This window comes from Cetobacterium somerae ATCC BAA-474, assembly GCF_000479045.1.
Lineage (GTDB): Bacteria > Fusobacteriota > Fusobacteriia > Fusobacteriales > Fusobacteriaceae > Cetobacterium_A > Cetobacterium_A somerae.
In genome coordinates this window covers 1-17,739 of the sequence record NZ_KI518077.1, presented here as the reverse complement: position 1 = coordinate 17,739, position 17,739 = coordinate 1, and the positions used below count along the sequence as shown (strand labels likewise).

Here is a 17,739-nt window from a genome sequence, read left to right as displayed (position 1 = left end):
AGGGATTTGTGATGGTTGCCCTCTACTTTTTTATTTGTAAATTATTTACTATTCATAAATCATTTTCAGGATTAGCTAAAAATAAACAAGCATTAACAGTAATAGGTGTTTTAGAAAGTGAGATAGCAAGAGTGTTAGTCATAGAGATTAATCCACCTTTTGAAGCACCGTAAGCTTCCCAGTTAGCTTCATTTTGATTCCACCGAGTAGATGCAATATTTATTATTCGCCCATAGTTTTGTTTTTTATTTGCTTTTATAAACTCCTTACAGCATATAAAACTTCCACGAAGATTGACATTTATAACATCATCAAATTCATTGATAGAGATATCTTCGATACTTTTGTTAAAATTTGAAATAGCTCCATTATTTATAAGTATGTGAGCCGTTCCATATTTTTCTATAACTTGAGAAAAGGCATATTTTATTTCATTTTCTAATCTCAAATCAACTTTTATAAAATCAATATCTTTTGAAAGTTCTTTTTGCTTTTTAATATCTAAAACAACTACTTTATATCCTTTTTTATTAAAGCCTTCGGAAAGCTGGTAACCAATGCCACCAGCTCCTCCAGTAATAATACAAATCTTTTTTAACTTATCGTTTTCCATAATTCACCTAACTTTTTTTAAAATCTTCCAATTGCATTTATAAACCATCCGTGAGCTTTGTAATCATCTACACCTAAGTTGTCACTAAATACTGAGAAGTTATAACCTCCTCCAAATTTTAGATTTCGATGGATATTTTTGTAAATTCCTACAATTGCTCCAGAAGCAACATCACTTTCTTTTTCATCTACTAACCAGTGATACTGCCCATATATATCCCAATCATTTAAAATTGTATAATTAGCTTTTAATCCAATTAAATATATATTGTTGTTTATAATTACAGAATTTTCAGAAGCTCTAATATATGTATCTTGTTCTTTTCTGTAAGCTGTTTTTAGTCCTAAATCCCATCTCTCTGTTAGAGAGTAAATTGATTCAAACTCTATAATATAAGCTTTAGATTTATCTGAATCTTTTGGATCTTCATTTAAAATAACAGTATATCTAGATAAAAAGTTTAGTCTATCATTTTCAACGGGTCTATATGCTAAACCAATACTACTTTCTATAAATTTATAATTTTCAATATCATCTGTAAAAGCAAAGTTAACTTTACCTGCAAATGTATATTCATCACTATAAACATAGTTAAAAGTATTTGTTGTTAAATATTGTCTAATTTTTTTATCCTCTTTTTCCTCTCGATATTCTATTTTATTTTTTAACATAAAATCAGCTTTTTCCACTCTTGAGTATAGAGAGATTGCTTTTCTTTTACTTTCTCCTTCATTATCAGGAAGTTCAATTTTTCCAAGTTGGAAAGAGGCTCCGAAAGTAACATCTTCATAAATTTCATAATCTGCACCATAAGATTGCATAACTCCATTTCTTCCAGATTCTTTTACAAATTGATTCTCTTGATAGATGTTGATTTTATCGTTTAAACGAGCTCTTTGTCCACCAGTAATTTTATTGATGTCCTCTTCTCCATCCATACTATATCCAAGATATACAGTATAATCATCTGTTAAGTTGTAATCTGCACCAACTTCAGTATAGTTTCCTCTAGTCCCAAAACTAGTTTTTCCATTTACTGTTAATTTTTCAGTTAAAGATTTCTCTCCACCAAAGGTTATGATATTGTTAGTTTCATAGTTATTACTCTTACTTACAGTGATTTGTCCCTCTGTATAAATTGTTGTATTCTCATCAATTTCATATTCTACTCTAGCTCCAATTAAATCTCCTGTTCCAATTTCATTTTGATCAAGCTCTTTAACATGATTAAAAGCTAATCCCGCAGATATCCTTTCTGTTATTAGATACTCTAATTGAATTCCTGCAGTTTCTTTTTTATCAATTAAAGAATTAAAATAGTCTTTTTTCTCCATACTTTCATATTTAAGTTTTGTTTTCATTCTATCAGAGTTTCTAAAGTTTATCTCACCGCCGTAAGTTTCAAGCTCTTTATCTCCTAAATCAGATGCAAAAGAATAACCTGATTCTTTTTTCTCATACCAAGCTCTTACATCATTTCCATAAGGGGAGAAAACTATAGGATTTAAATCAGCAAAATTTAAAACTCCACTAAAACTATAAGCATTTCCTGAGATATTTTCAATATCACTACCTATCTTTTTAAAGTTTAAACCGCCATCAAATGATAAGAATGAGTTGTCACTTTGGACTCCTTCACTTCTACTCACCTCACCTTTAAAATATGAATTTTCAGTGGCTTTTAAAATCACTTCTCCACCAGTTAAAGTATATCCTTTACCCTCTTTGTTTTCTTTTATATATGTTCCACTTACTCCTATATGATCATTGATAAAAGTTCTTCCACGAAGACCATAATCTTTTTCGTTCATATTTTGAGAGTTTGTTGGAATGTATTCGTAATCTACAATCAGGTACGAGTAATAATTTCCACTTGATGACCCTTGAATTATATCTTCATTTATATTAGATGTAACTCCATTTAGAGGTTTATTTAAGATAATTCTACCTTGATAAGGATCAAATTCGTAATCTTTTCCTTCTTGAAGATATATAACTTTCTCAGTTAAGCTTGTGTTACTATTAATAACTTTTATCCAAACTTTCTCAGTTCCAGATAAAATATCTCCATTTTTAAGGAAATATAAACTTCCACCAGTTCCTAAAAATTCATCATGACCATATAAAGAGTCTGGTTCAGATGCAAAGGCAGTTAGATTATTTTTATTATCTCCAAATTTAGTTGTTTCATTTGAGGTATAATTTCCTTTAGCTCCATACAAACTTCTATTATATTGCATGTATTTAGAACCTGTGAAGCCAGTATTATAATTTCCCCACATAAGAGAGGATTTCTCATACTGTAGTTTTAAATATATTTTTCCATCAGTTTCAACATCTCTATAAATATATGATTTATCTCCATATGTTGGATAATAAGCATAATCTGTATCTTCTACTCTTTGGAATAAAGTTTGCTTATCTCTTTTTAAAATGTCGTTAAACATTTCATTTACACTATTAGCCTTTGTATCTATATGAGCTACAAATCTAAGTTTATCTTTATATTTTCCTCTTCCATAGTAGGCTATTCTACCTTCATTATATATATTATCTGCAAAATATTCAGGTCCAAATGGATTATCAACATTTAAAACTTCTTGATTTCCAGATATATAATTTCTTCCTATTGAGAAATCAGCTATTCCTGTAGCCATGTAATAAGTTTCTGGTAAAGTTACTTTTAATGAATATTCCTTTTCATTCCCACTTTTATCTACTACTTTAACTGGAATATTGTATTTATCACTTGGCATATATTTAGAAGCAATAAAAGCATCTTGATCTACATCGTATTCATCATCTCCAATGTAAACTTTTTCAACATCCTTTAAACCATCACCAGTGAATCGAGCCATTCCAGTATTTAGTGGAATGTTTTGTATTTGTAAAAAAATCTCATTTTTGCTCTCATAATCAAATAAATCCACAATAGGTTTCCTAGAGACAAGATCTATATATCCTACTTCTGTGGCGTCGAAGTTTCCAAATTTATCCCAAACTTTCAATCTCACCTTTAGTTGTTTTCCAGTTTTAAAATCTAATCTATCTTCTTTTTGGAAAATCCAGTTTATTTTCATATCATTATAGATTTTATCTCCAGAAATAACTCCAATTGGTGATGATAGAGTTGAATCCTCTTGAGAATATATTCCAATCTCATATTTTTCTATAAAATCACCATAGTTTGTTTTTAATGTAAAATCTAGTTCTTCTGTTAATTCACCATTTTTTACAACTACTCTTTCAGGTAGATTTAAAATTAATTCAGGTTCTATCTCAATAGAATCATTAATAACCCAGATAGCTCCCTCTTTTAAATAGATTCTGTTTTTATCCTCTATTTTTTTCCATCTACTCCTTTTATACTAAAATTAAATTTAGTTAATCCTTGAGGTGTAACTCTTTTAACTTGAGGATTTTCAGATAAAATCTCTACGTTCTCAGGTAAAGTTGTTGTATCCAATTTTATTTCGTAGTTTTCTCCCATTTTACTATAAACCCACTCGTCTGGAACGTGGTATCTACCAAATCTATCAGTAATTGCAATGACTCCAGTAGGAGTTATAAGCCTCACTCCAGGAATTCCTTTTTCTCCTTCATTTTGATACCCATCTCCATTTTCATCAAAGAATACTTTTCCTATGATAGAAGCTGTATCTAGAAGGCTATCACCTATTATGGAAACAGTAGCTGTAGCTGTATTAGAGATTTTATTTCCGTTTAAAGTCATATAGGCTTGATTTTTATATTTTCCAAAAGTCACACCTATACTAGGCTTTAATAGATATCTTACTCTAAACTTAGTAAAAGGTTCCATAGTAATAGATGGAAAGTTTAATCCATTGCCTAAAACAGGTTCTGAAATACTAGCTAAATCGTCACTTGTATTTAAAATACCATCTGACCCAGATTCAACTAATTCTGTAGTTCCTTTCACATATTTAAAACCAGGAGGAATAAGATCTTTTAGAACTACATTAATAAATCTTGATTCATTATTATTTTCTACAATTACTTCATATTCAACAGCTTCTCCAATTTTTATATCTTTTTTAAGCGCTCTTTTAATAACTTTTAGTTCTCCTTCATTGTCAGGAATTTTCTTTATATAATTTGTAACACTGGCTGTATCAATCTTTCCAGTTAAAGGATTTTTCGCAGTAAAAATATTAGTTATTGTATCATCAATACCTTTATTAATTTTTCCAGTTATAGTATAAACTATTTTATTTTGTCCATCAGATCTTAAATTTAAACTGTTGTTTATATCTTGATTATCTTTAACTAGAATACTCTCATTTGCAATAGTTCCATTTTCTTTAACTGTAACTGTCCAATCTGTAAATAAAGGGTTTCCATTTTTTCCTTTTAAAGATGAGATTAAATCACTTACCTCAATACCGCTTACATTTCCAATACCTTTATTTTCAATACTTAAAGTATAGATAACAAACTCATCTTCATCACCATAACTATCTTTATCTGAGGTTTTAGACAAAGATAAAATTGCTTCTGGTGGAATAAATGTTACACTATTTTTAAACTCCTCTTTATTTAAGGAATCTAAAACATCTGATTCTACAATAATATCTCCAGATAATTCAGGATTTACAATAGCTGTTACTTTATAAGTAACAATACCCTTTGGAGGGATATTTACAACTTCATCAACATCAGTATTTGATAAATCATTAGCTTTACTTATAACTAAATTTTGACTTTCTGATTTTGATATTATCCAAGAATTAAAACTTTTCAATTTATTTCCAGAGACTCCAAAAGTTAAACTATTTGTTATTATCTCTTTAACATCAATATTATAGGCATAACCTAATCCTATATTTTCAACTATTAAATCGAACTGTACCTCTTTTCCTGGAACATAAACAGTTTGTTCTTGAGTCATCTTAGCTGCTATTTTATAGTTTTCAGATGATATTATATTTTCTGCAGTAACTCCTCCAGCTGTAGCAATATTTTTTATAGAACCAATAGCATTAGGTGCTACAAGTGCACTAATTTCATAAGTTATAGATGAATTTGGAGGCATATCTAAAGTATCATTTAAGTCAATACCTTTAACTTCATCTTTGATAGTTGTAACTATACCAGAAGATATATTTTTTACTTTTATTCTTGCTGATGATATATCAAAAGCATTTATGTTTCCAGTTGGTGTCGTAACTAAGATATCGCTTAAGATATCTTGAACGACTATGTTATCACCATATCCTAGTCCAATATTAGAAACAGTTATATCATAAGTTAATAATTCTCCTGGGATATATTTTTCTAATTGAGGAGTTTTAGTTATAGTTATTTCAGAGTCCTTTGGTAGAGACTCAAAAGATGATGAATAAGGATCACCAAATTCACTTGCAATAACAGTATTATTTATTGTTCCTATGGCATTGTCAATAACTATAGCATCTATAGTGAAAGTTATTGTATCAAAAGTGTGGATATCCATAGTTACATTAATATCTTTTCCATTTTCAATAACACCAGTTATAGTGCTCAATGGATCTGAAGTATAGCTAACTTTCCAACCAGGTTTAAAGGCAGGAACGATTTCTCCATTAGAATTTAAAACTGTGACTTTTGAGATTAAATCCTTTAAAAGAACATTACGAGCATTATTTACAGTGTTATTCATAATAGTTATAGTATATTTTATAGGCTTTCCAACTTCATATTCGATATTGTCGCCTATTTTTTTTAGTTCTAGTTTTGGTATTTGTTGTATTGCAATTACGGTTTTACTTTTATATGTATTTCCATTTTGACTAACACGTGCTGTATTTTGTATTATTCCGATAGCATTCTCAGAAGTATTTCCACCGACAACAATAGTCACAGTAGTATTAGGAGCTATATCTCCTTTAACTAATAGATTTCCTTTAGAGATTTCATTTTGGTTAATAGTTAGAGTACTTATACCTTGATCTATAATTGAAGCCCCTATACTATTAATTTGGAAAGCTGATCCGATTCCACCACCTAAAATTTGTGTTTGAATAACTGCAAGATTATCATAAATAGTTGTATCCTTTAACCAACCATCTCCAGTATTTTCTATAGTTAATGTATAATAAAGTTGATTTCCAGGTTCATAGAACCCAGCACTTTGATTTTTATTTATACTCAACACTCCTGGAACAGAATTTAGAGTTATTGAATTATTAAAAGCTGTTCCTAAGTATGTAGCTTCTGCAGTGTTAATAATAGGCTCAATTCTAGTTTGTAAAACAATAGCTTGAACTTGTATATTTATACTTTCTCCAGGGTGTATATCAGCAGTAGCTGTCAAAATTCCATTTTGTATATTTAAATTACTAACCTTAGATAAACTATCCCATGTAGGTGTTGCTGTAATTGTTGTTAAATCAAAAGCTCCACTTAAAGATAAATTATCTTGGATAAGAACTCCTGATGCATATCCTTCTCCATTATTAGTAACTTTTATATTATAGATTAGTGTTTTACCTGGAATAAACTCAGTTGATGTAGAGGTTTTAGTTACTACAATAGTTCCAGTATTTGGTTTTATTGCTGCAACTTTAGTTGTAGTGTTTGAATCGTAAGTTAATATTGCAGTGTTAGAAATTTCTCCGATAGCATCATCTATAGCAAATCCAGTTATATTTATTGTAACTACAGTATTAGGTGCTAAATCTCCTGTTACATCTATATTTCCTGATGTTGGAATATTTAAGGAAGTATTTTGTGAATCTCCAGAAATAGATGTATTTATTTGATATCCAGGTTTAAAAGGAAATTTTTTACTGCTATCAATTGTTTCCACTTCCATATTCTCAATAAAATCCTTAATATTTAGTCCAGCAGCAATAGCAGAACTAGTATTTTCAATAGTTATTGTAAAACTAAGATTTCCTCCAGGAGAATATGTTGAATTATTGAAAGATTTTTTCAATAAAACAGTAGCTTTTTCACTTACTGCAGTTACACTTGCATTTTTTTGTTCAATACCATTTGTTGCGATAGCGTTATTTGTGATATCACCATAAATGTTTTTATTGACAACTCCAGAAACTGTAAAGACTGCTGCAACGCCAGGAGCAATATCTAGAGTATCATCTAAATTAAGTGTATTAGGGTAAGAGTTTTCTGCATATACAATTCCGTCTATAGGACTTGGTTTTCCTGAAACAGACCAACTAGAAAATGCTGGTGATATTTTTCCTCCTATGGAATTAGTTTGTATATTTCCTATTAAATCTTGGATTTTTATGTTGTTTAAATATCCAAGACCAGTGTTAGCAACTTTAACTTCATAACTAAGTGTTCCTCCAGGGATATACTTAGCTTCTGAAGTTAAGGTTTTGGTAAGCTCTAATTTTCCAAGAGCAGGGGAAATTACAGGAGTTCTAGAGATTAAAGTGCCTAATTTAGCTTGGTTACTAGGGATTGTCCCTAAACATTCTTCAGAAATTATTCCTGTTAACGTTATTAGAATGTTCGATTTAGGAGCCATTGTTAGTACAGTATTTAAAGAAGTATTTGCTTTAAAAGTATCACTAGGAATAAAAGTTCTTTTACTATTAGAAACATAACTCCAGTTATATTGAGATAAAGCATTTCCAATATTATCTCCAGCTAACTCTGTTACTAAAAAATCAATATTATCTATTAAAGAAATATCATTTAAATATCCATCACCATTATTTTCAACAAGAATTTCATAAATGATTTCTTCTCCAGGAGAATAAGTTTTCCCTTGAGTATAATTATTGCCACCAATACTTTTTATAGTTTTTGTAATACGTGGACTTGGCACTGATGGTAATACATTTGTTTCGGCACTATTTGATTTGTTATCTTGAGTAACTTTAACCAAATTTGTTATAGTTCCGATAGGTCCTTCAACCTCAGTTTCATTTAGTGTAGCTTCTAACTCAATGACTATTTTTCCACTTTTTTCTAAAGCTCCACTAACAATAATGGGTTTATCTATAATATCCTTATTTAATTCAATATTTGATACAATATTATCTCCTTGAGGATAACTAAACATTGTGACTTTATAGCTAGTAAAAGCTTTTATAGTATTTTTAAGACTACTTCCAACTAAGATATTTAAAATATCATCAGTTAAAACTATATCTGCAGCAGCAGTATTTTGTTCATCGTTTGTCAAAGTGATAGTATAATTTATAATGTTTTTTTCAGCTGGATTTATACCATTTCCAGTTTTATAGAACTCATTAGAAGTTACAGTTAAATTTAAATCTTTTATCACTGGAGTTGAAGTAACTTCATTTGTAAAACTTCCATTTACATTGGCAGCGTTTATTATATCTCCAATTGTTCCTGTTTTTAATTGTCCAGATAATATTATTTTTTCTGTTGAATTTGGTGCAATGTTAATAGTTTGATTTATATCTGTTGGACTTTCAAAAGCTAGAGATGTAGTTCCATTAACAAACTCTGTTTGGATTTTACTTAATTCATCTATTACAGGTATATCTTTTAACCATCCTTGACCTGAGTTTGTTAAATTTATTGTATAGGTTAAAGTATCTCCATCTGAATAATTTAATTTATCTACAGTTTTGTTTGCAATTAAAGCACCATCTACAGATTCGAGAGTAACGCTATCTTTAGATAATCCAGCTGTTGCAGTATTTGTGATTGATCCATAAGCTTTTGCGTTAACAATAGCACTAATGATTATTTTTACAGTATCTCCAGGATAAATATCAGCTGAATTTTGTAAGTAACCACTACTCAAATTAGGAGGACCTAAAACAGTATTAGAACCAGATGTTTGTTTGACAAGTTTTATATTACTAAAAGCTGGTGCTGTCGTACCATCCACTAATTCAACTGTTCTATTTAATAGATCATCTATAATGACACCATTATTAACGTATCCATTACCAATATTTTGAACATTTAATATATATTCAACTGTTTCTCCAGGAATATAATTAGAAAGATTTGCACTTTTTGAAATTTTTAAAGTTCCAATTTCAGGTTCTATAATTACATTATTAGTTTCAGAAGTTGATCCGTTATAACTCCAATTGGCACTATTTTTAATTTTACCTAAAGATTTAGAACTTGCAAGACCAGCTATATTTATAGTTAACTGAGTTCCTTTAGCTAAATCAATTTCACTATTAACTAAATCTCCAAATCTTGGGATTTTAATAGCTGAATTTTCAAAATCACCTATTATGTTTGTTGTTATTGACCAGCCAGATTTTAAAGCTTGATTAACTGTTCCACCAGCTTGCTCTGTTTTTATACTACTTATTAAATCAGTTAGTAATAAGTTGTTAATTGTAGTATCTGAGTTATTTTTTACAATTATTTGAAATCCAATATTTCCATCTGGTGTATATGTTGAGCTTGAAGCTATTTTAGTTACTTCAATTTGAGATAAGCTAGCAGGTTTTAATGTTATAGCTTCTGCTGTATAAATTTTATCACCTAAAGTTGCTGTATTAACAACATTTCCAACTATATTTTCAGCTAAAACTCCATCTATGTTAAAGGAAACTTCAACTCCTGGGCCAATATCAATAGTTGTATTTAATCCAGCTGTTCCGTTAATATTTCCATTTAAATATGTATAGTTAGCAAAGTCACTTCCAGTAGGGCCATTATATACTACGTTCCAAGATGTAAATGCATTTCCTTGAAAACCTCCTACAATTTCTGTTTTTATATCACCAATCAGATCTTTAAGAACTATGTTGTTACCATAACCAAGTCCATTGTTTTTTAAAGTTAATTTATATTGGACAGTATCTCCAGGTTTATATATTTTACTAGATGGTGTAATTAAAGTTTTAGAGCCTTCTAAAATTGCTGGTTCCGAAATAATTGTAGATGACTTAGTTTCAACACCGTTTACCATTAAAGGGTTTTCAGATATTATTCCCAGTGCCTTTTTACTAATGGTTGCAGAAGTTAATATTGTAATGGTTTGTCCAGGTAGTATATCTGCAATTTTTCTAATAAGTGTAGAACTATCACCTGAAATAGATTCTACAAAATTTTCACCTTGGTTAACCTGAGGTAGACCAACTGATATATTTTGAAGAGCTTTTGTTAAGCTAGATGTTCCTGATTCTTCAGTTAATATATTCGTAAACATATCAGTTATTGTAACATCGTTTAAAATACCTTTTCCAGTATTACTAATTGTAATTTCATATGTAACATTATCTCCAGGCTTATATGCCTGACCTGTAAATGTATTTCCATTTAAAGTTTTGATTATATTAGTTGTTGATATAACTCCAGGATATGGTTTTAATAGTGCAGTTTGTGAATCTTGACCATAAGTGGATGTATTTAAAATATCACCAAATACTTTATTTCCTATTGTACCTGTTATTGTAAAGGTTACGTTTCCACCTTGAGAAATAATCATATTACTAATTGATATATTTTCATTATTTTGTGGTAAAGTAGCTCCTGTTAAAGTTATATCTCCTGTTTTCTTTGTATCAATTATCCATTTGTTTCCAAAGGGGCTTACTTTAGTAGATCCATTTCCTGCTTCATTTGATAGAATAGAAGTTAGTGTATCTAAATAACTTTTACCATAAGCAGTTCCTTTTCCAACATTTTGAATATCTATTTTATAAATAACAGTATCTCCAGGAGCGTAATTTGTAATCTCTGTAGTTCCTGTAGAATCGTAGACTTTCTTTGTATGAACAATTACCTCTGGTGCCATTTGAGCTGTTTGAGAAGTTCGAATAACACCGTTAACATTTACAGAGTTTGTAAAACTTCCAACAGCTAAAGTGTTTACTTTAGCTAAAATAGTGTACTTTATAAATCCATTAGGCCCTATATCTACTGTCGTGTCTAAATTTTGATTATTTTTAAAAATACCAAAATCTGTAGCACTAGAAGAGTCTTTTTCAGCAGTTATAGACCATGTTTCAAAAGCTTTGCCAACTCCCCCAATAGCTAAATTTGTATTTATATCTCCAATTAAATCTTTTACAGGATAATTATTTATTATACCTGCATTTTGATTTGTGATAGTTATTGTATATTGAATATATCCACCAGGCACATATCCTGCACTGACAGCAGTGAGGCCGTCAACATCTAAGTATCTATCCATTGTTTTTGTAACTAAAAATCTATTTTGTGGTGAGCTTGTTCCAGCTGAAACTGTATCACTATCCACATCCAATTCATTGATTATTTTTCCAACAGCTGTATCTGTAACAGTTGCGGAAATTTCATATTGAATATATCCATCTGTAGGGACATCAATTTTTACATCAATATTTGCTGGATCAGAAGGGATAGGAGCATTAGCACCATAACCTCCAGTAGAAATATTAATAATTTTTATACTTCCTGGAACAAATGCAGGAATATTTCCACCTTTAGAACTTTCAACTTGTATGATTCCAATGTTATCTTTTAGAGAAACTTGACCAGCATTTCCCTTACTATTATTTTCAACTCTTAAAAGATAAGTTAAAGCTTGTCCTGGAAAATAATTTCCACCTACAACTTGCTTTGTAATAGAAAGGTTTTGTCTATAAAAAGTTGTAATTAAACCATTATAATTTATATCACCTAAAATATCAGGTCTAATTTTTCCAGTTATTTTATAAACTAAATAATCTCCTTGAGCAACATCTACAACTCCTACTAAATTATTATTTGGTTTTATATCCTTTAGTGGAATAGGAATAGTTCCATTTGAAATATTTGATTCATTTTGTAAAAATTGAACATTAAATTCATTTTTCCCTGTACTAGGATTGAAAAATACATTTCCTTGAGTTCCGTTCATAAGATTTACATTTAAGTTAGTTATCTCTTCATTTATAGAAAAATTATTTAGATAGCCAACACTATTAGGAGCTACTTTTATTGTATATGTTAATGTATCTCCAGGAATGTATTTGCTTGGAACAACACTTCTAGTTATTCCTCCAGTAGAGCCTAAAACATTATTTTCTATAAAACTACTAGCTATGACATTTTCTCCATTATAAACATTAACAGTATTTTTCAACTTTTGCATTAAGAGTTTAGGATTTGGAGTTGCTATAATTTTATATTCAACACCTTGTTGTGGATTTAAATTGCTAATTAAATCATCTAACTTGTCTTTAGGTCCAATATTTATTTGTTTTCCACCTCTATAAATTGTCCAAGATAAAAAAGCTGGACCTGTAATATCAGTTGTTGAAGTTCCATTTTCATTAGCTAAATTACCAATTATAGTATTTAAATCATCAACTATTCTTATATTTTTTATTTGATTTTTTGAGTTATTTAAAACATCAATTATATAAGTAAAATTACTTAAAGGTATTATAGATGGTATATCAGTAGTTTTTCTGATAAAAATAGTTCCATCTTCGTTGGCATTATCTTCACTAGCTGAAGCGGTACTTATATTTCCATTTTGTGGATCATACACCTGAACTTCATTTGTAATTATTCCTGTTAAATTTTTATTTAATTGAGCGACTATATTATAAGTAATACTTCCTCCTGGAGCGATATCAACTGTAGTATTTATATCGTTGTTATCGCTTATATTTCCAATAGTTGTTCCATATCCTTTAGGTATTCCTGTTATTGTCCAAGATGAAAAAGCTTTATTTTTAGCTCCATCAACAACATTACTTAAATAATCAGTTATTGCGGCGTTATTTGCATAACCGCTACCAATATTTTCTACAACTATTGTATATTCTATTGTTTCTCCTGGAATATAATTTGTATTAATTGAAGATTTAGAAACTCTTAAAAATGGATTTTTTGGTGATGTTGTAACTGTAGATATAATTCCATCTGCAGTTGCACTATTTGTAAAAGTACCGTAAAAAATTTGTGTTCCGTTGTTATTAACGTTTCCAGTTATTGTAAAAATTACTTTTCCTCCTGGAGCGATATTTACTCTAGTATCTATATCTTTTCCATTTTCAATTGAATTTCCAGAAATAGAAGTTCCTTCTCCAATTAACTGTGTATCGATTGTCCATCCAGGTTCAAAAACTAACTCTTCATTACCTGATAAAAGTTCAGCTTTTATAGTTGAAATACTATCTTTAACAGGAATATTCATAGCTAGTCCACTAGAGGATGAGTTTTCAATTTCTAATGTATAGATAATAACTTCTTTTTCATTTATAATTATGTTTCCATTAGAATCTAGGTTATTTGGATAAGAACTACTATTAACACTCTTTTTAATACTCACATTTGTTGGTTTTGTTACGATACCTCGATCACTTGTTAGCTCACCATCAACTAGAGCAGTATTTATAATTCTTTGATCTGCTAAAGGATTAATCGTAGCTATAATTGTGTAAACGATATGATTTCCAGGGGATATTATAGCTTTTACATTTAAATCTTGATTGATAAGTTCATTAATTATTCCAGTTTTATCTGGACCTGATGAAACTATATTTCCTTTAGAATCATAAATATTTCCAGTTACGACTGTTTTGGTATATGCTTGACCTTGAGCGCCTGTAACAAGAGTAGTTTTTATATTAGAAAAGATATCTTGAATAGGTATATTTACAGCGGTTCCATTACCTGTATTATTTATAGTTATTGTATATATAATAGGTTGTCCAGGAATATATTCTGTTTCATTGACCTCTTTTTGTAATTCCAACTTGTAAGGAGACATAGATATTCCATTTCCATTTTCAACAACATTTCCTAATAAATCGTCATCATAAATTTTTCCTACAATATTTGGATTAACTTTAATTATTAATTCGTAGATAACTTCTCCACTTGGGCCTAAATCAGCTACTATTGATAAGTCTTGTGTTCCAGGGTTTTCTCCTCCATAATTAAATTCACCTTGAGCAGTTCCATTACCTGTTTTGGATATAAAATTTAAACTCCAATTTTGTACAACAGAAGAAATGTCTCCATTTGTATTTAAAGCTGTTATTTTAGAAAGAGCATCTGTGATTGTTATGTTATTAGCAAATTTAGTATCTAAATTTCTAGCAATTATGTTATAACTAATTGTTCCACCTGGAGTATATTCACTCTGATTTGGAGATTTAACAATTGTTATAGATTCATTCCCTGTGGTAATTACTTCAGCTGGATTATATGTAGCTGAAGATGTTTGGCCGTTTATTTCGGCAGTATTAGTTATTGCTCCAATTGAAGTATCTTTGGTTATTATTGTTATATCATAATTTATCTCTTCTCCTGGATAGATAATTACATTATTATCATTTAAGTCAACATTATTTAATACTCCTCCATTTTTAAGAAGATTAGAAGTACTATTTATGGATTCATCCCCTAAATTAGCAGTGATGCTCCATGTAGCCGCAGGATTTCCATCAATATCTTGAGAGTCTATTGCACCTGAATTAGCAAGTAAAGATTTAATATTTGTAATATTATCTGATACAGTTAGATTATATCCAATACCTTGACCGGTATTTTTAACAGTAAGTAAATATTTTATAGGATTTCCAGGGATATAAACATCATTGCTTAAAGATTTTTTTAAAATTTCAATATTTGCTGGTTTAGATGTTAGACCATTATCTTTTGAGCTTAGATTATTTCCATTTCTGTCTAAAATAAGAGCAGTATTTTTAATTTCACCAACAATATTTGGATTGACAAAAGTTCTAACTATATAACTGACATAGTCTCCAGGAGCTATTGAGATATTTGTTATTTTTAAGTCTGAGTTAGACGATATGGTTCCTATAGAACTATTTGCTGTTCCTACAGATGGTATAACAATTATTCTGCTTGTATCAAATGCTAAAACTTGATTACCATTTGCATCGGTAGAGTAAATTTGAGATAAATAATCCATTAAACTCATCTTTGTTATGGGAATACTTTTACTTGTATTTGTTATTAATAACTTATATGCTACTGCTCCGTCGGGGTTATATTTACCGTTAGGATTTAAAGCTATTTTTTCAAAGGTATAATCATATTTAACCAAATCTATAGGATTGGCATCCACCTTTTGCGTTTTTTTTCTAGAAGTAAGAGAAACACTGTTATTAAGGGTACCTATAAAAGTATCATTTAGCTGCCCTGTTATTGTGTAAGTTATACTTCCATCTACTGCTATATAAGCACCTTTGGCATTTAAATTTCCAGAAGTGGAATAGACTCCAGGATTTGTTCCAACTCCTGTTGACGAAGCTATAATATTAGAATTTATAAAAATTGAACTATCTAGAATATCTTCTATATCAATACTTTTAACAGGTGCTAATCCGGTATTCACAACACTAATATTGTAAGTTACTACTCCGCCTTTTTCGTAATAAGGAAGTGTTGAAGTTTTATTAACTTCCAAATCATAATGAACTCTATCCATGGAGTTAGTTTCGGTAAAATTTTCACCTGAAGTACCTGTAAAATTGGCAGTAGCTTGAATTGTTCCATTTACATCTGGATTTATAGTTCCTTTAACCGTATATGTTATACTTCCACCAGCATCTATAAATAGTCCAGTTACTTCTAAATTACCAGTGAATGAAAAACTTCCAGGAAAAGTATATTTTCCAGTTATTTGTGAACTATTTTGAAGATTGTTAAAAATTAATCCATTCCCTCCTCCATCTAGATTAGAAGTTAAACTAGCTAATGGAAAAGAAAGAGTTCCGCCTACCCCCTCATCAGTATTATTTATTAATGTAAGTTGATATTCAACTCCATCGCCATTATCATAGCCATTTTGTGGTGTTAATCTTGTTAATTTAAATTCTATTGCTAGCATTGTCTGAGACAATATAATAAAAAAAACAAGAAAAATTAATCCCCTTTTTCTCATCTAATCCCTCCTATTAATTCTCTATAAAAATTATACTGTAAATTCGAAAAAATCTTTTAATTTATAACTGAACTTTTAAAAGAATAGTTTATAAAAAATATTGGATAAAAAAAGAGCAATTCACTTATTTGTGAACTGCTCTTTTTTTAAAATATTAATAAACTAGTTGCCATGACAATCATTCCACTTATTAGTCCATAGATAGATAAATGGTGTTCGCCATATTTTTCTGCTGCAGGAAGTAGTTCATCTAAGGAGATGAAGACCATGATGCCTGCTACTCCAGCAAAAATTATACCAAAAATTAAATCGTTCATAAAAGGTAGCAATATTAAATATCCAATTACTGCTCCAAGAGGTTCTGATACTCCTGATAAGAAGGAGTACATAAGAGCCTTTTTTTTACTTCCAGTTGAAAAGTAAATAGGGACTGATACAGCTATTCCTTCTGGAATATTATGCAGTGCTATTGCTATTGCGATAGAAATTCCTAGAGTGGGGTTATCTATTGCACTCATAAAAGTTGCTAATCCTTCTGGGAAGTTATGAATACCAATAGCTAATGCTGAGAAGATTCCCATTCTATGCAAACTTCTATTTTTCTCCAGTGTTTTATCATTGATATCTTCAATATTTTTTACCTCATGAGGATTTTCATAACTTGGGATTAATTTATCAATTAAAGCTATTAAAAGCATTCCTCCAAAGAAGGCAAATACAGTAAAAATTGTTCCATTTTTTTCTCCTGCAAATTTAATAAGTGATTCTTGAGCTGTGGGGAAAATCTCTATAAATGAAACATATATCATAACACCAGCAGAAAATCCAAGCGTCACTGATAAAAATTTTATGTTTGTTCTTTTAGAGAAGAATGCAATAAAGCTTCCAATTCCAGTGCATAATCCAGCACCGAGTGTTAAAAGGAATGCAAATAAAATATTGTTCATATAAATACCTCTTTCTATAAAATTCATTTCACATTAATTATATCAATAAAATATTTGAAAGTCAAAGTAAAATAAAAAGGGAGTGTAATACAAATATTTGAATGGGTATTTTAGGCAGTTTTGAAGACTTTAGGTTGATTTTATAAGTAATTCTACCTTTGTAAGGATAAATTCAAACGAACGTTTTAAATTCAAAATTAGAGAGTCAAAAAAATTAACTTTTGTCCAAAAAAATGAAAAAGTAGATATTTACATTTGTTTTTCAAGTAAAATACCTTAAATATGGTCTTAAAATTATAAAAGTAATTAAAAAATAATGATGTTATAAAATGATATATGTAATAAAATAATTAGAAAATATATATAAT

4 protein-coding genes are annotated in these 17,739 nt (G+C 29.4%); all 4 read right to left on the bottom strand.

The features are described 5' to 3' along the window. Window positions 1–52: 52 nt before the first annotated feature. Window positions 53–613, bottom strand: a complete 561-nt coding sequence (locus tag HMPREF0202_RS02005) for an SDR family NAD(P)-dependent oxidoreductase (RefSeq protein ID WP_023051724.1) — start codon at window positions 611–613, stop codon at window positions 53–55. A gap of 17 nt (window positions 614–630) precedes the next feature. Then, a complete protein-coding gene (locus HMPREF0202_RS02000) occupies window positions 631–3,693 on the bottom strand; it encodes a hypothetical protein (protein ID WP_023051723.1) in 3,063 nt (1,020 codons plus the stop codon). 260 nt (window positions 3,694–3,953) lie between these two features. Continuing rightward, a complete protein-coding gene (locus tag HMPREF0202_RS01995) occupies window positions 3,954–16,424 on the bottom strand; it encodes a DUF11 domain-containing protein (protein ID WP_023051722.1) in 12,471 nt (4,156 codons plus the stop codon). Between the two features lie 146 nt (window positions 16,425–16,570). After that, window positions 16,571–17,371 (bottom strand): zinc transporter ZupT, encoded by an 801-nt coding sequence (gene zupT, locus HMPREF0202_RS01990; protein WP_040406094.1) that lies wholly within the window; start codon window positions 17,369–17,371, stop codon window positions 16,571–16,573. Window positions 17,372–17,739 lie beyond the last annotated feature (368 nt).

Bases quoted from the DNA above. Each gene is read 5' to 3' on its own strand.
- HMPREF0202_RS02005 (WP_023051724.1), bottom strand. From the start codon at position 613: ATGGAAAACGATAAGTTAAAAAAGATTTGTATTATTACTGGAGGAGCT.
- HMPREF0202_RS02000 (WP_023051723.1), bottom strand. From the start codon at position 3,693: ATGAAAATAAACTGGATTTTCCAAAAAGAAGATAGATTAGATTTTAAA.
- HMPREF0202_RS01995 (WP_023051722.1), bottom strand. From the start codon at position 16,424: ATGAGAAAAAGGGGATTAATTTTTCTTGTTTTTTTTATTATATTGTCT.
- zupT (WP_040406094.1), bottom strand. From the start codon at position 17,371: ATGAACAATATTTTATTTGCATTCCTTTTAACACTCGGTGCTGGATTA.